The following is a 17,484-nucleotide window of genomic DNA, read 5'->3' on the forward strand; positions in this document are numbered from 1 at the left end:
CGGTCCCCAGGGAGTCCTCGCCGTCCGGTCCCTAGAGGGTCCTCGCCGTCCGGTTCCCGAGGTAGGAGCGGTACCAGGGCGCCGCCCGGGCGAACCCGGCCGCAAAGCCCTCGCCGGGCGGGCAGTCCACGCCCGTCCAGAAGGCGTCGTCGGCGAACCAGTGGTCGACGGTGAGCATGCCCAGGTGGTGCAGGGCCCGGGGCGAGCCCGCGGCCCGCTCCAGGGCGGTGGGCACGTCCACCCGGGCGCCCGGGCAGGGCGCGGCGACCTCGGCGCACACCCTGCCGAGCAGATCCGTGACGGGCACCGGCTCGGGGTGGTTCACATGGCGCACGCCACCGGCGTACCGGGGGGACAGGGCCGCGGCCACCACCGCGCGGGCAAGTGCGGTGACATCGATCATCGACTGGAGCGCGTCGCAGCCGGTGAGGGTGGCCGACAGCTCCTCCATCAGCCACACGAGCCCGGGGATCACCCAGCGGTCGCCCTCGCCGTACACCAGGTGCGGGCGCAGGACCAGGCCACCGGCGTCCAGGACGTGCCGCTCGGCGGCCGCCCGGGTGCGGCTGGTGGCCGAGACGGGGGCGACCGGTGCCTCACCGGGGCGCACACCCCGGAACGGGCCGCGGCCGTGGACGGCGGCCGTACTCACGTACACGATCCGGCGCACACCGGCGCGCACGGCCTCCTCGACCAGGGCGCGGGTGCCGCGGTCGTTGACGGCCTCGGCGGCGGACACGTCGCCGCCGATCCTGGAGGCGCAGTGGACCAGGACGTCGATGCCGGCGCAGGCACCGCGCAGGGAGAGCGGGACGGCCAGATCGCCGCGGACGTACTCGGGGCCGGGCGGGGCCTGCCGGGACAGCAGCCGGACGCGCACGTCCGGTCGGCGGCGTGCCTCGGCGGCCACCCGGCTGCCGACGAATCCGCTCGCCCCGGCGATCAGAAGGTGGGTCGTCACCCCACGGACCGTACCGGCGCCGTTCGAGCGGAGGTCAGAACGGCCGTGAACACCGTCTCGCCGCCCTGGCGTCCGGTGACCCGCACCGTCACCTGCTGCGGGTCCGCGCCGGGCGGCTCCGTCACAAGCGGCTCCGTCGCGAGCGGCTCCGTCGCGAGCGGCTCCGTCACGAGCGGCTCCGTCACGAGCAGGCAGGGGTCGTGCAGTTCGGCGTAGCGGGCGAAGACGACCGACATCGACGAGGGCAGGAAGGGGCGCACGCCGGACGCGGCGGCGGCCGCCTGGCGGGCCGCCTCGAGCAGGGCCATGCCGGGCACGTGGTCGTTGGGCCGCGGGAAGAGGTGCGGGTGGCCGGTGTCGACCCGCAGCCGCCAGACGCCGGGCCGGCCGGTGGGGGCCAGCAGGACGTCCTCGGCGCGTGCCCGGCCCACGGCCCCGGGCGGCAGGCCCGGCAGCGGTGGCACCGGGGTGTCCCAGGCGTCGAGCCGTCCGGCGCGCAGCCGGCGGTAGGCGGCCGGCGAGACGCAGCCGGTGCTGCCGGTGCCCCGGGCCACGAGGCGGCCGGCGCGGCGGAACTCCATCGTGGTGCGCATGCCCGCCAGGCGGCGGCCCCGGCGGCGCACCTCCGAGCACTCCACGTCGATCTCCACCGGTTCGCCGGCCTCCGACAGCAGCAGTGCATCGGGGTCCGTGCCGACCGCCAGGTCCGCCATGACGAAGCGGGTGTCCGGCGGGGCGCCGAACTCGGCGTGCGCCAGCACCATCGATGCCTGGCGCAACGTTTCTCCCACGATCATCGAGTCCTGGTGCCGCTCGTCGACGGGCCCGAGGAAGGGGTGGTCGGCGGGCCAGTGCGCGGTGAAGCGGAACCGGGTGTCCGAGATTCGGTGCCAGCGGGTGGGGAAGACGTCCGTGTCGGCGGTGCGGTGGGCGAGTTCGCGGGTGACGGCGGTCTGCGGAGGGCGGTGGTCGGGGTGCGGCGCGGTCCCGACGGCCGCGAGGGTCCTGTCCGCGGGGTGGTGCCCGGGGCCCCTCAGGCCTTCCGCGAGCGCGCCCGAAGGGGCTGTCTCCGGCATGGGAACCCCCCGGGGATCGGCTGACTGGCTGCGGTCGGCGTCCGACTAAGGTACGGACGCGCCGGTCGTTTTCAAAGGCGCGCCGGTCTTCCCCAAGGGCGCGGCCCGCCGCCCGGGCAGGCTCTCCCGCCGCCGACGCAGTGCGACGTCATGCGATGTCACAGGGACAGACGGAGATCAGGAGGCACCCGATGACGCGTCAGGAGCGCGCGATCCGCACGCGGCGGACCATCCTAGAGGCGGCCGCGGCCGTCTTCGACGAACGCGGCTACACCTCGGCGACCATCGGGGAGATCCTGGACCGGGCGGGTGTCACCAAGGGCGCGCTGTACTTCCATTTCGGCTCCAAGGAGGAGCTGGCGGCAGGGGTGTTCGGGGAGCAGCTCGCGCCGACGCTTCCGCCGCAGGCCAGCAAGCTCCAGGAACTCGTCGACTCCGGGCTGGTGCTGGCCCGCCGGCTGAAGTCCGAGCCGCTGGTGCGGGCCAGCGTGGGGCTCGCCCTCGACCAGGGGGCCGTGGACCTGGACCGGTCGCCGGCCTTCCAGATGTGGATCGACCAGAACGCGCAGACGCTGGGTGAGGCCAAGGAGCGGGGCGAGTTGCTGCCGCACGTCGACGTGGCGGCCACGGCGGAGCTGCTGGTCGGCAGCTTCTCGGGGGTGCAGCTGCTGTCCCAGCTGCGCTGCCAGCGGCAGGACCTGGAGCAGCGGGTCGTCGTGCTCTTCGAGCACTTCCTGCCGAGCATCGCGGTTCCGGCGGTGCTCGCCCGGCTCGAGGTGTCGGCGGACCGGGGCGAGCGGCTGCTGGCGGAGGGCGGCGACCAGGAGCCGGCCGAGGCACGGGCCGTCTCCGGCGGCTGACGGCGCGGAAATCCACAGCCGGGAAGTTGTCCACAGGGTCTGACGCGTTCCGGGCGCCGGTTGTACGGTCGGCACGAGTTGATGTTCGTGCGGGTACGGGGGAGGCGGCCGGGATGACCGGGACGGAGAGTGGATCGAAGGCCGGGAGCGGGCCCGGGCCGGGGCCGGGGCGCCGGTTGCCGCGGGTGCGCGGATTCGCCGAGTGGCCGGCCGAGGGGTCGCCGAAGCGTGAGGGCAAGGCCCTGCGCGGGCGCACTCCGCGCCGGGCGCACGCCGAGCTGGAGCTGCACGCCTCCCGTCCCGATGCCCTGGGCGCGGTCGAGGAGTCGGGCCGCGGCCGGCTGCCCGCACTCGCCCCGATCCGGGTCGGCCGCATGGCCGCCTCGCCCTTTTCGTTCCTGCGCGGCTCGGCCGGCCTCATGGCCCACGACCTGGCGCGCACACCGATGACCGGCATCCGGGCGCAGATCTGCGGGGACGCCCACGTGGCCAACTTCGGCCTGTACGGCGACGCCCGCGGCGGCCTCGTCATCGACCTGAACGACTTCGACGAGACGGTGCACGGCCCCTGGGAGTGGGACCTCAAGCGGCTGGCGACCTCGCTGGTGCTGGCGGGCCGCGAGGCGGGGGCGGACGAGGACCAGTGCCGCAAGGCGGCGCACGACGCGGCGGGCGCCTACCGCCGGACCATGCGGCTGCTGGCCCGGCTGCCCGTGCTGGACGCCTGGAACGCCATCGCGGACGAGCAGCTCGTGTCCCACGCCGACGCCCACGACCTGCTCGGCACGCTGGAGCGCATCTCGGACAAGGCCCGGCACAACACGAGCGGGCGTTTCGCGGCCAAGTCGACCGAGGCCACCGACGGCGGCGGCCGCCGCTTCGTCGACGCTCCCCCGGTGCTGCGGCGCGTGCCGGACGAGGAGGCCGCCGCGGTGGCGCTCTCCCTGGAGGAGTACGTCGGGACCCTGCCCGAGGACCGTCTGCCGCTGCTCGCCCGGTACGCCGTGCAGGACGTGGCGTTCCGGGTCGTCGGCACCGGCAGCGTCGGCACCCGGTCCTACGTCGTGCTGCTCCTGGACCACCGCGGTGAGCCGCTGGTGCTGCAGGTCAAGGAGGCGCGGGCGTCGGCCCTGGTGCCGCATCTGGTGACCGCCGGCATCGAGGTGCCCGAGGCCGGGCACGAGGGCCGCCGGGTGGTGCTGGGGCAGAAGCGGATGCAGGTGGTGAGCGACAACCTGCTGGGCTGGACGACGGTCGACGGCCGGGCCTTCCAGGTCCGCCAGTTCCGCAACCGCAAGGGCAGCGTCGACCCGGCCGCCCTGGCCCCCGACCAGCTGGACGACTACGGCCGCATGACCGGCGCCCTCCTGGCCCGGGCGCACGCCCACAGTGCCGATCCGCGACTGGTCGCCGGCTACTGCGGGAAGAACGAGGAGCTGGACGAGGCGATGAGGGACTTCGCCGTCGCCTACGCCGACCGCACGGAGGCGGACCACGCGGATCTGCTGGCGGGCATCAAGGCGGGCAGGATCGCGGCGGAGACGGGGGTGTAGGGCGCCGGGGGCCAAGGCGAGGAGCGGAGGAGCGGCGCCCGTCGGCGGAGGCCTAGGTCCCGGACTCGGGCCGTGCGCGGGGGTCGGGCTCGGGCGGTGCGCGGGGGCCGGCGGCCCGGGCAAGAGGGCCGGCGGGAGGATGCCAGGTCCCGGCGCCGGGGCCGGTCGGCGGCAATCGCTGTCCGGGGCACGGACGGGGGCGGGCCGTGGCCTACGCTGGTCGGGTGACGACCCCGGAAGCTGAGCACGAGGGCGGCGACGCCGCCCGGCCCGAGGCGCGGCTGGAGCGGGCCGTACGGGCCGCCGAGCAGGCGCTGATCGAGTACGAGATCGCCGTCGAGACCTTCCGTGTCGAGGTCGAGAACTTCTCCCGGCTGCACGAGCAGAAGCTCGGGCCGCTCTACGCCCGCCTGGAGGAGCTGGACGCCCGCATCCTGGAGGCCAGGGCCGCCCGCACCGGCGACGCGGAGGACCGGCGCCGCGCGGAGGAGGCCCGGGCCCAGCTCGCCCCGATCCCCGGGGTGGAGGAACTGCTCAACGGCTGGATGGACGACAGCGGTCTGTTCCCCGAGGCCGCGGCGATGCTCACGGACCGGCCGGTCCGGCCCCCGCAGCGGGTCCGCCCCAGCGAGGAGGCGCGCAAGCTCTACCGCGACCTCGCCCGCAAGGCCCACCCCGACCTCGCGCAGGAGGAGCAGGAGCGCGTGCGGCGGGAGGAGTTCATCACGCGGGTGAACGCCGCCTACGCCCGCGGTGACGAGACCGAGCTGCGGGAGCTCGCCGAGGAATGGGCGAAGGGACCCGAGCTGAAGCGCCTGCCGAGCCGGGCCGAGGAGCTGTACGCGCGCCTCGAATGGCTCTCCCAGCGCAAGGAGCTGCTGGCCCTGCTCGCCAAGGAGCTGGAGGACAGCGCCATCGGGCACATGCTCCAGCTGGCCCCGGAGGACCCGGACCGGCTGCTGGACGAGATCGGGCAGCAGTTGCTCACCCAGGTCGGCGAGCGGGAGACCGAGCTGGCCGCGCTGCTCGGCGAGGGCTCGGACTGAGTCCTGGCGCGGGTCGCCGCGGCGGGCCGTTCCGGTAGCGTCGGGCGCATGAATTTCGGAGCTGGTGTGCCCACGGTCGCGGTCGCGGATCTCAAGGACGGCGACTTCCTGCTGGACGTCCGGGAGGACGACGAGTGGAAGGCCGGTCACGCCGAAGGCGCGCTGCACATCCCCATCAGTGACTTCGTCGCCCGCTACGGGGAGCTGACCGAGGCGGCCCCGCAGGACGGCCGGGTCCACGTGATCTGCCGGTCCGGGGGGCGTTCCGCCCAGGTCACGATGTACCTGGCCCAGCAGGGCATCGACGCCGTGAACGTCGAGGGCGGCATGCAGGTGTGGGAGGCGGCGGGCCGTCCCGTGGTCACGGACGAGGGACAGCCGGGGTTCGTCCTCTAGCGTCCCCCGCGGTGGACGGGCGGCGCGGTGGTGCGGCCCGGGCCGGTGGTGCCGCCCGGGCGTCCCGGGCGTCCCGTGCGTCCCGTGCGACGGCTGCCGGGACGCCCCTCCCCGCGCCACCGCACTGGATGCCCCGTTCCCGCCCCAGGGCGGCCGCGACCACCGTACGGTCGGAGCCCCCGGGCGGTGTGGTGACGGCCACGGCCGCGAACCCGTGACGGGGGATGTGCCCGGACGGTCCGCCTGAGTACCGTGCCGTGCCGGGGTCGCGCGGCGCTGCGCGGCGGGACGACGCCCTCGCGACCGGGCGGGCGGAACGACGGACCGGGATCGGGAACGGGGCGGAATGGACGCGTACGACGAGGGCTCGGTGACCCGGCGTGCGCCGGGCGGGCCCGGAGACACGGGCGACGGTCCGCCGCCCGGTGCCCGGCCCGTGCACGACCTCCCGGCCGGACCCGGCGACGCCGCAGACCCCGGCTATGCCGCAGGCCCCGGCGACGCCACAGACCCCGGCGATCCCCCTGGCGGGATCGCCGGTCTCCCCCTCGGCTACCGGATCGCCGTCGCGGTGGCGCTGGCGATCGTGGCGGCCGGGGTCTGCGCGCACCTCGGGATGACCTTCCTGCACGTCGCCCCGGCCAACACGCTCACCCGGCAGCACGGCAGTGCCGTGGACGACTGGATCTACCCGGAGTTCGAGCAGAACTGGAAACTGTTCGCGCCGAACCCGCTGCAGCAGAACGTCTCGGTGCAGGTCCGTGCCCAGGTACGGGGGCGGGACGGCGCGGCACCGACCACCGGCTGGTACGACCTGTCCGCCGAGGACGGCCGGGCCATCGACGGCAATCCGCTGCCGAGCCACACCCAGCAGAACGAACTGCGCCGCGCCTGGGACTTCTACGTGGCCACGCACGACAGCCGGAACCGGCCCGTGGGACTGCGCGGCGCGCTCTCGGAGTCGTACCTGCGGCGGATCGGGGTGCTGCGCCTGGACCGGGCCGACGCGGTGCGCGCCGTGACCGGAGGCGGGGGCGTCGTCGAACGGCTCCAGTTCCGCTCGCGCACCAGCAACGTGCCCCCGCCGGAGTGGAGCCGGGAGAAGGTCGCCACGACGCCGTCCTACCGTGAGCTGCCCTGGTGGAAGGTGCCGCGGGACGAGGCCGTGGGAGGCGTGGGATGAACCGCTGGTCCCTGGCCGTCTCGCGTGCCGTCGCCCGGGTCACGGAGACCGCCCTCGGCCCGTACCAGACCGCGATCGTGCGCATCGGCACCGGCGTCACCTGGCTGCTGTTCCTGCTGCGCGAGATTCCCCACCGCGGGGAGCTGTACGGCCCCGACGGCCCCTGGAGCCGGGACCTCGCCGAGCAGCTGATCGGCTCCAACGGGTCCTTCACCGCCCTCATGTGGTTCGACGGCCGGACCTGGTTCGAGGCCGTCTACGCGCTGGCGCTCCTGGCCGCGGCCCTGCTGGTGCTGGGCTGGCGCACGCGCACGACGTCGGTGCTGTTCATGGCGGGTGTGCTGTCGCTGCAGAACCGCAGCGTCTTCATGGGCGACGGCGGCGACAACGTGCTGCACCTGATGTCGATCTACCTGGTGTTCACGCGCTGCGGCCGGGTGTGGTCGCTGGACGCCCGGCGCGCCGCACGGGACGCCGCGGCCCGGGCCCGGGGCGAGCGGGTCACCGACCGGACGGGTCCGGCCCTGTGGGCGGTGCTCGGGGCCGTGCTGGTCGCGGTGACCCTGTCCGGGCGGCTGGAGGGCGACTGGCTGATCCCGGCGCTGCTGTGGACGGTGTGGCTGGGGCAGGCCCTGTGGTGGCTGGTGGGACGGTCCGCCCGGACCGCTTCGCCGCGGATGCTGCTGGACGTCGTGGCCGACATCGTGCACAACGGCGCGCTGCTCGTGATCATGGCGGAGACGTGCCTGATCTACGCGACGGCCGGCTGGTACAAGATCCAGGGCTCGCGCTGGCAGGACGGCACCGCCGTCCACTACCCGCTCCACCTGGAGTACTTCTCGCCCTGGCCCGCGCTCGCGGACGTGCTGTCGGCCAGCGGCACGATGGTCCTGCTGGTGACGTACGGGACGGTCCTGGTGCAGGTCGCCTTCCCGTTCACCCTGCTGAACCGGCGGGTGAAGAACGTCCTGCTCGCCGTCATGATCACCGAGCACGCGGCGATCGCCGTGGTCCTGGGGCTGCCGTTCTTCTCGCTGGCGATGATCGCGGCGGACGCGGTGTTCCTGCCGACGGGCTTCCTGCGGCGCCTGGGCGGTGTGGCGGCCCGGACCCGCGACCGGCTGCTGCGGCGGCGCGGCGGGCGGGCACAGGTGCCGGGGCAGCGTGCCCCGGAGGGCGCCGACGCCGCGCACGTAGGCTTCCGGCCATGACCGACCCCGTCACCCTCTGGCACCGGATCGCCGGTGAGACCGTCCTGCTCGACGGCTTCCACGCCCTCAAGCACGCGCTGCGGTTCGGCGCCGAGGTGCCGGTGGCGGTCGCCGCCGACCGGGCGGCCACGCTCGCCCTGGCCGCCGAACTGGCGCCGGACGTGCGGCCGGCGTTGGACGCTCTGCTGACCGAGGTGCCGCAGGGGACGTACGCCTCGCTCGTGCCCCGTCCGCACCCGACGGCGGTGGCCGCCCTGGCGGTCCGCCCGTCGCGCGCCTCCCACCTGGAGAAGCTGGCGCACCGGCCGCGCACGGCCCCGGTGGTCGTCCTGGACAACCCGCGCAACCTCGGCAACGCGGGGGCGGTGATCCGCCTGGCGGCGGGCTTCGGGGCGACCGGTGTGGTGACGACCGGGACCGTCGACCCCTGGCACCCGACCGTCGTGCGCGGCGGCGCGGGCCTGCACTTCGCGACCGCGGTGGAACGCCTGACCGTCGGCGAACTGCCGCACGGCCCGCTCTTCGCCCTGGACCCGGAGGGCGACGACCTCCGGGGCGTGAGGCTCCCGGACGACGCCGTCCTCGCGTTCGGTTCGGAACGCACGGGCCTGTCACCCGAACTGCGCGCCCGGGCCGACCACTTGCTGTCCCTGCCCATGCGCCCCCAGGTCAGCAGCTACAACCTGGCGACGAGCGTGGCGATGACGCTGTATCACTGGAGCCTGGCGGCGCCCCGTTAGGGGCGCGGGGAACTGCGCGGAGAACCACGGACGGCCCGCGGCCGCACAGCGACCCGCACCCCCGGGTCCCTACGCCTCCCGGCGCACCTCGACCACCCGGAAGCGGTTGGCCACGAACGCGCCGTCGCACAGGGCCGCGCTGGCCGCCGGGTTGCCGCCCGAGCCGTGGAAGTCGGAGAAGGCGGCCGTCTGGTTCACGTACACCCCGCCCGTGAGGTTGAGCGACAGCTGGGCCGCCTCCTCCAGGCACACCTCCTGCACGGCCTGCTCCACCTCGGGGTCGGAGGTGTACGCGCCGACCGTCATCGCGCCCTTCTCCCGGATGGTGCGGCCCAGCAGCTCCACCGCGTCCGTGACCGAGTCGACCGCGACGGCGAAGGACACCGGCCCGAAGCACTCGCTCATGTACGCGGCCTCCGCGTCCGGCTTGGCCCCGTCCAGCTTCACGATCACGGGTGAGCGCACGACCGCCCCCGGGAAGTCCGGGTTGGTGATCTCGCGGGACGCCAGGGCGACCTCGCCCAGGCCGGCGGCGGCCTCCAGCCGGGCCTTCACGTCCGGGTTGACGATGGCGCCGAGCAGGGCGTTGGCCCGGGCGTCGTCGCCGAGCAGTCCGTCCACCGCCCGGGCCAGGTCCGCGACGACCTCGTCGTAGGACTTGGGGCCCTGGTCGGTGGCGATGCCCTCGCGCGGGATCAGCAGGTTCTGCGGGGTCGTGCACATCTGGCCGCTGTACAGGGACAGCGAGAAGGCCAGGTTGGAGAGCATGCCTTTGTAGTCCGACGTGGAGTGGACGACGACCGTGTTGACGCCGGCCTTCTCCGTGTAGACCTGCGCCTGGCGGGCGTTGGCCTCCAGCCAGTCGCCGAACTCGGTCGAGCCCGTGTAGTCGATGATCCGGATCTCGGGGCGCAGGGCGAGCGTCTTGGCGATGCCCTCGCCGGGGCGCTCGGCGGCCAGCGCCACCAGGTTCGGGTCGAAGCCGGCCTCGGCGAGCACCTCGCGGGCGACCTGGACGGTGAGGGCGAGCGGCAGCACCGCGCGCGGGTGCGGCTTGACCAGCACCGCGTTGCCGGTGGCGAGGGAGGCGAACAGGCCCGGGTAGCCGTTCCACGTCGGGAACGTGTTGCAGCCGATCATCAGGGCGATGCCGCGGGGGACCGGCGTGAACTGCTTGGTGAGGGCCAGCGGGTCGCGCTTGCCCTGCGGCTTGGTCCACTCGGCGTCGTCCGGCGTGCGGACCTGCTCCACGTACGCGTAGGCCACCGCCTCCAGGCCGCGGTCCTGGGCGTGCGGGCCGCCCGCCTGGAACGCCATCATGAACGCCTGGCCGGACGTGTGCATGACTGCGTGCGCGAACTCGTGCGTGCGGTCGCTGATGCGCTTGAGGATCTCCAGGCAGACCACCGCGCGCTGCTCGGCGCCCGCGTCCCGCCAGGCACGCTGCCCGGCCTTCATGGCGGGCAGCAGCACGTCGAGGTCCGCGTGCGGGTAGGTGACGCCCAGGTCGATGCCGTACGGGGACGTCTCGCCGCCCACCCAGTCGTCCGTCCCGGGCTGGCCGAGGTCGAGGCGGCCGCCGAGCAGGGCGTCGAAGGCGGCCTTGCCCGCGGCCGCGTCCAGGCTGCCGTTCTCCCCGTAGGCCTTGGGGTGCTCGGGGTGGGGGGACCAGTAGGCGCGCGTGCGGATCGCTTCCAGCGCCTGGTCGAGGGTGGACCGGTGCCGGGCGATCAGCTCGTGCGCCGAGAGTGCGGCGGTCATGGGTGACCAACTCCTCGTCTCAAGAACTCCTCGTCGAGTTCATGACCTGGGCAGAAACCTGGGCAGGAACACTCGGACAGAGCTAGAGTAACCGAACGATCGGTCGGTTCAAGGGGGTCCGCCGCATCTGTGGAAAACCCCGTGCGGGAGGATCGCGCACATGACAGCACTCGACCTCAGCAGCCCCGTGGCGGTCGTCGGCACCGGCACCATGGGCCAGGGGATCGCCCAGGTCGCGCTGATGGCAGGCCATCCGGTGCGGCTGTACGACGCCCTGCCGGGGCGGGCGCGGCAGGCGGCCGACGCCATCGGCGCCCGGCTGGACCGCCTCGTCGAGAAGGAACGCCTGCCGGCCGGCGACCGGGACGCCGCCCGGGCGCGGCTCCGGCCCGCCGAGACACTCGCCGAGCTGGCCGGCTGCGCCCTGGTCGTCGAGGCGGTCGTGGAGCGGCTGGACGTCAAGCAGGCGCTGTTCCGCGAGCTGGAGGACGTCGTCGGCGACGACTGCCTGCTCGCCACCAACACCTCGTCCCTGTCCGTCACCGCCATCGGCGGCGCCCTGCGCGTCCCGGGCCGGTTCGTGGGACTGCACTTCTTCAACCCCGCGCCCCTGCTGCCGCTGGTCGAGGTCGTCTCCGGCTTCGCCACCGACGTCACCTCGGCCACGCGCGCGTACGAGACCGCACGCGCCTGGGGCAAGACGCCGGTCGCCTGCGCGGACACCCCGGGATTCATCGTCAACCGCATCGCCCGGCCGTTCTACGCCGAGGCCTTCGCGGTGTACGAGGCGCAGGGCGCCGACCCGGCCACCATCGACGCGGTGCTGCGCGAGTCCGGCGGATTCCGCATGGGCGCCTTCGAGCTGACGGACCTGATCGGCCAGGACGTCAACGAGTCGGTCACGTGCTCGGTGTGGGAGTCCTTCTTCCAGGACGTGCGCTTCACCCCGTCCCTGGCCCAGCGGCGGCTGGTCGAGTCCGGCCGGCTGGGACGCAAGAGCGGTCACGGCTGGTACGACCACGGGGACGGCGCCGAGCGTCCCGAGCCGGACACGGCGGACCACCGGCAGCCGCCGGCGTACGTCGTCGCCGAGGGCGACCTGGGGCCGGCCGCCGAGCTGCTCGCGATGATCCGCGAGGCGGGCGTCGAGGTGCGCGAGGAGGACGAGGACAACGGCTCCCGGCTGGTGCTGCCGAGCGGGGGCCAGCTGGTCCTCGCCGACGGGCAGACCTCGGTGGAGTTCCGCGACGTCGTCTACTTCGACCTCGCCCTGGACTACCGCAAGGCGACCCGCATCGCCCTGTCCGCCTCCCAGGACACCTCGCCGCGCACCCTCGCGGAGGCCGTCGGGCTGTTCCAGGCGCTCGGCAAGAAGGTCAGCGTCATCGGGGACGTGCCCGGCATGATCGTCGCCCGCACGGTCGCGCGGATCATCGACCTCGCCCACGACGCCGTGGCCAAGGGCGTCGCCACCGAGGAGGACGTCGACACCGCGATGCGTCTCGGTGTGAACTACCCCCTGGGCCCCTTCGAGTGGAGCCGCCGGCTCGGCCGCTTCTGGGCCTACGCACTCCTGGACGACCTGCACCTGCGCGACCCCTCGGGGCGGTACGCGCCGTCCCTCGCGCTGTACCGCCACGCCCACGCCTCCGACAAGCGGGAGGGCCCTGCCTCATGACCACGGCCAGGCGCGACACGTACACGCCGGACACCCTGCTGTCCGTCGCCGTCCAGGTGTTCAACGAGCGCGGCTACGACGGCACCTCCATGGAGCACCTGTCCAAGGCGGCCGGCATCTCCAAGTCGTCGATCTATCACCACGTCACCGGCAAGGAGGAGCTGCTGCGCCGGGCCGTCAGCCGCGCCCTCGACGGCCTGTTCGGCATCCTCGACGAGGAGCACGCGCGCGTGGGCAGGGCCGTCGAGCGGCTGGAGCACGTCGTGCGGCGCATGGTCGAGGTGCTCATGGCCGAACTGCCGTACGTGACGCTGCTGCTGCGCGTGCGCGGCAACACCGACACCGAGCGGTGGGCCCTGGAGCGGCGCCGGGACTTCGACCACCGGGTCGCCGACCTGCTCAAGGCCGCCGCGGCGGACGGGGACGTGCGCGAGGACGTGGAGGTCCGGCTGGTGACCCGGCTGGTCTTCGGGATGATCAACTCCATAGTGGAGTGGTACCGGCCGGACGGCCGCGGCATGGGCGAGCGCGAGGTGGCCGACGCGGTGGTGCAGCTGGCGTTCGGCGGGCTCCGCAGGAGCGGCTGAACCGCGCCGGAGCCCTCCCACGGCGCAGTGCTGATCAGCGGGCCACCACACGGACCGGGTCAGCCCTGCGGCTCCAGGTCCTCCTCCTCGAAGACCAGCAGCGTGCGCGAGCTCAGCACCTCAGGGATCGCCTGGAGGCGGGTCAGCACCAGCTCGCGCAGCGCGCGGTTGTCCGACACGTGCACCAGCAGCAGCACGTCGAAGTCCCCGCCCACCAGGGCGATGTGGGAGGCGCCGGGCAGTTGCCGGAGCTGCTCGCGGACCGTGCGCCAGGAGTTCTGCACGATCTTCAAGGTGACGTACGCGGACGTCCCCTGACCTGCCCGTTCGTGGTGGACGCGGGCGCCGAAACCGCGGATCACGCCGTCCTCGACGAGCCGGTTGATCCGGGCGTAGGCGTTGGCCCGCGAGACGTGGACGCGCTCGGCGACCGACCGTATCGAGGCGCGGCCGTCCGCCTGGAGCATGCGCAGGATGTCCTGGTCTATGGCGTCCAGCGGCCGGGGCGCAGGAGCCTGGCCGTCGTCCCGGCCGTCGGCCATTTGTTCAGGTGCCACCTGCGCCCGCCTCCCGGTGATGGACGTACTGCGTCCATCTCAGGTTGTGGAGAACCGTTTGTCCACAGCCTGAGGCCACCCGTAGCCAAAATGTGCCGGCGACCGAACAATCGGTAGGTGAGGCGCGTCACAGGCGACGTGCCTCCTAGCCGCTCCCACGAGGAGGTGCCGTCATGACGGTCATGGAGCAGCGGGGCGCGTACCGGCCGACCCCGCCGCCCGCCTGGCAGCCCCGCACGGATCCCGCGCCGCTGCTGCCGGACGCGGAGCCCTACCGCGTCCTCGGCACCGAGGCGGCCGCGAAGGCCGACCCGGAGCTGCTGCGCAGGCTCTACGCGGAGCTGGTGAAGGGCCGCCGCTACAACGCGCAGGCCACCGCTCTCACCAAGCAGGGCCGTCTCGCGGTCTACCCCTCCACCACCGGCCAGGAGGCCTGCGAGATCGCCGCCGCGCTGGTTTTGCAGGAGCAGGACTGGCTCTTCCCCAGCTACCGCGACACGCTCGCCGTGGTCGCCCGGGGCGTGGCACCGGCCGAGGCGCTCACGCTGCTGCGCGGCGACTGGCACACCGGCTACGACCCGCACGAGCACCGGGTCGCCCCCCTGTCCACCCCGCTGGCCACCCAGCTGCCGCACGCCGTCGGCCTCGCGCACGCCGCCCGCCTCAAGGGCGACGACGTGGTCGCGCTGGCCATGGTCGGCGACGGCGGCACCAGCGAGGGCGACTTCCACGAGGCGCTGAACTTCGCCGCCGTCTGGCAGGCCCCGGTGGTCTTCCTCGTGCAGAACAACGGCTTCGCGATCTCCGTCCCGCTCGCCAAGCAGACCGCGGCCCCCTCGCTGGCCCACAAGGCCGTGGGCTACGGCATGCCCGGCCGCCTGGTCGACGGCAACGACGCCGCCGCCGTGCACGAGGTGCTCGCCGACGCGGTGCGCCACGCCCGCGCGGGCGGCGGTCCGGTCCTGGTGGAGGCGATCACCTACCGCATGGACGCGCACACCAACGCCGACGACGCGACCCGCTACCGCGGCGACGCCGAGGTCGAGGCATGGCGCGAGCACGACCCGATCCGGCTGCTGGAGCGCGAGCTGACCGGGCGCGGCCTGCTCGACGAGGCCGGCATCGAGGCCGCCCGCCAGGACGCCGAGACCATGGCCGCCGCCCTGCGCGAGCAGATGAACCAGGACCCGGTCCTCGACCCGATGGACCTGTTCGACCACGTCTACGCCGAGCCCACGCCGCAGCTGCTGGAGCAGCGCGAGCAGCTGCGGGCCGAGCTGGAGGCCGAGGCCGAGCCGGAGGAGGGCACGCACCGATGACCACCGTCGCCGTCAAGCCGGCCACCATGGCGCAGGCGCTCACCCGCGCGCTGCGCGACGCCATGGCCGCCGACCCCGCCGTGCACGTCATGGGCGAGGACGTCGGCACCCTGGGCGGTGTCTTCCGGGTCACCGACGGACTCGCCAAGGAGTTCGGCGAGGACCGCTGCACCGACACCCCGCTCGCCGAGGCGGGCATCCTCGGCACGGCCGTCGGCATGGCCATGTACGGCCTCCGGCCGGTCGTGGAGATGCAGTTCGACGCGTTCGCCTACCCGGCGTTCGAGCAGCTCGTCTCGCACGTGGCGAAGATGCGCAACCGCACCCGCGGCAAGATGCCCCTGCCGATCACCATCCGCGTCCCCTACGGCGGCGGCATCGGCGGCGTCGAGCACCACAGCGACTCCTCCGAGGCGTACTACATGGCGACCCCGGGGCTCCACGTCGTCACGCCCGCGACCGTCGCCGACGCCTACGGGCTGCTGCGCGCGTCCATCGCCTCCGACGACCCGGTCGTCTTCATGGAGCCCAAGCGGCTCTACTGGTCGAAGGACTCCTGGAACCCCGAGGAGCCCGCCCCGGTCGAGCCCATCGGCCGCGCCGTGGTCCGGCGCCCCGGCCGCAGCGCCACGCTCGTCACCTACGGCCCGTCCGTGCCCGTGTGCCTGGAGGCCGCCGAGGCGGCCCGCGCCGAGGGCTGGGACCTGGAGGTCGTCGACCTGCGCTCCCTGGTGCCCTTCGACGACGAGACGGTGTGCGCCTCGGTGCGTCGCACGGGCCGCGCGGTCGTCGTCCACGAGGCGGGTTCCTACGGCGGCCCGGGCGGCGAGATCGCGTCCCGGATCGGCGAGCGCTGCTTCCACCACCTGGAGGCGCCGGTGCTGCGCGTGGCCGGGTTCGACCTGCCGTACCCGCCGCCCATGCTGGAGCGTCACCACCTGCCCGGCGTGGACCGGATCCTGGACGCCGTGGCGCGTCTGCAGTGGGAGGCCGAGAGCTGATGGCACAGGTGCTGGAGTTCAAGCTGCCCGACCTCGGTGAGGGACTGACCGAGGCGGAGATCGTGCGCTGGCTGGTCGAGGTCGGCGACGTGGTCGCGATCGACCAGCCCGTCGTGGAGGTCGAGACGGCCAAGGCGATGGTCGAGGTCCCCTGCCCCTACGGCGGTGTGGTCACGGCCCGCTTCGGCGAGGAGGGCACGGAACTGCCCGTCGGGGCGCCCCTGATCACGGTGGCGGTGGGGGAGCGCCCGGCCTCCGGCGACGGCGGGACCCCGGCCGGGACCGCCGAGGCCCCCGCGGCCGCCGGCGCCGAGGGCTCCGGGAACGTCCTGGTCGGGTACGGCACCTCCGAGGCACCGGCGCGGCGGCGCCGGGTGCGCCGGACCCACCCGGCGCACGGCACGCCCTCCGGACCCGCCGGGCCCGCCGGTGCCGCCGGTGGCGCCGTGGACGGCGTGAGCGCCGGGCCCGCCATGACCGGCCAGGGCGCGGCCCTCGCGGTGAACGGTCACGGCTCGGCCCCCGCGGCCGCCCGGGTCGAGGACGGGCCCGTCCCGGTGATCTCGCCCCTGGTGCGCCGCCTGGCCCGGCAGAACGGCCTGGACCTGCGGGAGCTGACCGGCTCCGGGCCCGACGGGCTGATCCTGCGGGCGGACGTCGAGTACGCCCTGCGCGCGGCCGGGCAGACCACCGCGCCGGCGCAGGCGCGGCCGGCACCGGCCGACACCGCCGCACCGCGCGGCGCGGCCCCGGCCGTCTCCGCGCCCCGGTCCTCCGCGACCGCGGCACCCGGCGAGATCCGCACGCCCCTCAAGGGCGTCCGCGGCGCCGTCGCCGACAAGCTCGCCCGCAGCCGCCGCGAGATCCCGGACGCGACCTGCTGGGTGGACGCCGACGCCACGGAGCTCATGCGGGCCCGGGCGGCCATGAACGCGGCCGGCGGACCGAAGGTCTCCCTCCTGGCCCTGCTGGCCCGGATCTGCACGGCGGCGCTCGCGCGCTTCCCCGAGCTGAACTCCACGGTCGACACGGAGGCCAGGGAGATCGTCCGGTTCGACCACGTGCACCTGGGCTTCGCGGCCCAGACCGACCGGGGGCTGGTCGTCCCGGTCGTCCGGGACGCGCACGCGCGGGACGCCGAGTCGCTGACGGCGGAGTTCGCCCGGCTGACCGAGGCGGGCCGGGCGGGGACCCTGACGCCCGCCGACCTCACGGGCGGCACCTTCACGCTGAACAACTACGGCGTCTTCGGTGTCGACGGCTCCACCCCGATCGTCAATCACCCCGAGGCCGCCATGCTCGGCGTCGGCCGCATCGTCCCCAAGCCGTGGGTGCACGACGGCGAGCTGGCGGTACGTCAGGTCGTGCAGCTCTCCCTCACCTTCGACCACCGGGTGTGCGACGGCGGCGTGGCGGGCGGCTTCCTGCGGTACGTGGCGGACTGCGTGGAACAGCCGGCGGTGCTGCTGCGGACGCTCTGATTCCGTCCGGCCCGTGAGCCGGTGTCCGTGACCGTGTCGATTCCCCCGCGTTCCGTGTGATCGCGGGGGCACGC

Annotated in this window: 16 protein-coding genes; 12 read left to right on the top strand and 4 right to left on the bottom strand. The window is 74.3% G+C overall.

The genetic code is table 11. From position 1 onward, the window contains the following. Positions 1 to 31: 31 nt before the first annotated feature. Positions 32 to 961 carry an NAD-dependent epimerase/dehydratase family protein gene (locus ACZ6ZN_RS21325; RefSeq protein WP_469648412.1) on the bottom strand — a complete coding sequence of 310 codons (930 nt, stop codon included), beginning with the start codon at positions 959 to 961 and terminating at the stop codon, positions 32 to 34. After that, positions 958 to 2,037: a ScbA/BarX family gamma-butyrolactone biosynthesis protein gene (locus ACZ6ZN_RS21330; RefSeq protein WP_469648416.1), complete on the bottom strand. Its 1,080-nt coding sequence runs from the start codon at positions 2,035 to 2,037 to the stop codon at positions 958 to 960. Before ACZ6ZN_RS21330 ends, ACZ6ZN_RS21325 begins: the two co-directional genes overlap by 4 nt. A 191-nt stretch (positions 2,038 to 2,228) precedes the next feature. Between ACZ6ZN_RS21330 and ACZ6ZN_RS21335 the strand changes: the two genes are divergently transcribed. From ACZ6ZN_RS21335 to ACZ6ZN_RS21365, 7 genes are all read left to right on the top strand, one after another. Continuing rightward, a complete protein-coding gene (locus tag ACZ6ZN_RS21335) occupies positions 2,229 to 2,897 on the top strand; it encodes a ScbR family autoregulator-binding transcription factor (RefSeq protein WP_398109140.1) in 669 nt (222 codons plus the stop codon). Between the two features lie 113 nt (positions 2,898 to 3,010). Further along, on the top strand, positions 3,011 to 4,450 hold the full coding sequence (locus tag ACZ6ZN_RS21340; RefSeq protein ID WP_469648418.1) for a DUF2252 domain-containing protein: 1,440 nt from the start codon (positions 3,011 to 3,013) through the stop codon (positions 4,448 to 4,450). 224 nt (positions 4,451 to 4,674) lie between these two features. Beyond that, entirely contained in the window at positions 4,675 to 5,496 is an 822-nt protein-coding gene (locus ACZ6ZN_RS21345) for a hypothetical protein (protein ID WP_398109138.1), read from the top strand. Between the two features lie 66 nt (positions 5,497 to 5,562). Next, positions 5,563 to 5,892: a rhodanese-like domain-containing protein gene (locus ACZ6ZN_RS21350; protein ID WP_398109352.1), complete on the top strand. Its 330-nt coding sequence runs from the start codon at positions 5,563 to 5,565 to the stop codon at positions 5,890 to 5,892. 346 nt (positions 5,893 to 6,238) lie between these two features. Beyond that, the gene (locus ACZ6ZN_RS21355; RefSeq protein WP_469648421.1) at positions 6,239 to 7,075 is read left to right on the top strand and encodes a DUF5819 family protein; all 837 of its coding nucleotides are present in this window, start codon (positions 6,239 to 6,241) and stop codon (positions 7,073 to 7,075) included. Continuing rightward, a complete protein-coding gene (locus ACZ6ZN_RS21360; RefSeq protein ID WP_469648425.1) occupies positions 7,072 to 8,286 on the top strand; it encodes an HTTM domain-containing protein in 1,215 nt (404 codons plus the stop codon). Before ACZ6ZN_RS21355 ends, ACZ6ZN_RS21360 begins: the two co-directional genes overlap by 4 nt. Then, positions 8,283 to 9,026 (top strand): TrmH family RNA methyltransferase, encoded by a 744-nt coding sequence (locus tag ACZ6ZN_RS21365; protein WP_451875927.1) that lies wholly within the window; start codon positions 8,283 to 8,285, stop codon positions 9,024 to 9,026. Before ACZ6ZN_RS21360 ends, ACZ6ZN_RS21365 begins: the two co-directional genes overlap by 4 nt. Before the next feature lie 69 nt (positions 9,027 to 9,095). Here ACZ6ZN_RS21365 and paaN read toward each other — a convergent pair whose 3' ends face one another. Further along, the gene (gene paaN / locus ACZ6ZN_RS21370; protein ID WP_451875926.1) at positions 9,096 to 10,787 is read right to left on the bottom strand and encodes a phenylacetic acid degradation protein PaaN; all 1,692 of its coding nucleotides are present in this window, start codon (positions 10,785 to 10,787) and stop codon (positions 9,096 to 9,098) included. Positions 10,788 to 10,947: 160 nt separating this feature from the next. Between paaN and ACZ6ZN_RS21375 the strand changes: the two genes are divergently transcribed. After that, entirely contained in the window at positions 10,948 to 12,465 is a 1,518-nt protein-coding gene (locus ACZ6ZN_RS21375) for a 3-hydroxyacyl-CoA dehydrogenase (protein WP_469648429.1), read from the top strand. Then, positions 12,462 to 13,052, top strand: coding sequence for a TetR/AcrR family transcriptional regulator (locus tag ACZ6ZN_RS21380; RefSeq protein ID WP_398109131.1), 591 nt, complete (start codon positions 12,462 to 12,464; stop codon positions 13,050 to 13,052). Before ACZ6ZN_RS21375 ends, ACZ6ZN_RS21380 begins: the two co-directional genes overlap by 4 nt. 59 nt (positions 13,053 to 13,111) lie before the next feature. On the opposite strand, the gene ACZ6ZN_RS21385 is transcribed toward ACZ6ZN_RS21380, so the two are convergent. Further along, the gene (locus ACZ6ZN_RS21385) at positions 13,112 to 13,594 is read right to left on the bottom strand and encodes an Lrp/AsnC family transcriptional regulator (RefSeq protein ID WP_398109351.1); all 483 of its coding nucleotides are present in this window, start codon (positions 13,592 to 13,594) and stop codon (positions 13,112 to 13,114) included. A 188-nt stretch (positions 13,595 to 13,782) separates the two neighbouring features. Between ACZ6ZN_RS21385 and pdhA the strand changes: the two genes are divergently transcribed. Genes pdhA through ACZ6ZN_RS21400 form a run of 3 tightly spaced genes read left to right on the top strand, consistent with a single transcriptional unit; the run spans position 13,783 to position 17,410 of the window. After that, entirely contained in the window at positions 13,783 to 14,928 is a 1,146-nt protein-coding gene (gene pdhA, locus ACZ6ZN_RS21390) for a pyruvate dehydrogenase (acetyl-transferring) E1 component subunit alpha (RefSeq protein ID WP_451875925.1), read from the top strand. After that, positions 14,925 to 15,929 (top strand): alpha-ketoacid dehydrogenase subunit beta, encoded by a 1,005-nt coding sequence (locus ACZ6ZN_RS21395; protein ID WP_469648434.1) that lies wholly within the window; start codon positions 14,925 to 14,927, stop codon positions 15,927 to 15,929. The genes pdhA and ACZ6ZN_RS21395 overlap by 4 nt, the downstream gene beginning before the upstream one ends. Next, positions 15,929 to 17,410, top strand: a complete 1,482-nt coding sequence (locus tag ACZ6ZN_RS21400; RefSeq protein WP_469648437.1) for a dihydrolipoamide acetyltransferase family protein — start codon at positions 15,929 to 15,931, stop codon at positions 17,408 to 17,410. The genes ACZ6ZN_RS21395 and ACZ6ZN_RS21400 overlap by 1 nt, the downstream gene beginning before the upstream one ends. Positions 17,411 to 17,484: the final 74 nt, after the last annotated feature.

It is taken from the genome of Streptomyces sp. NPDC053665 (assembly GCF_055585285.1).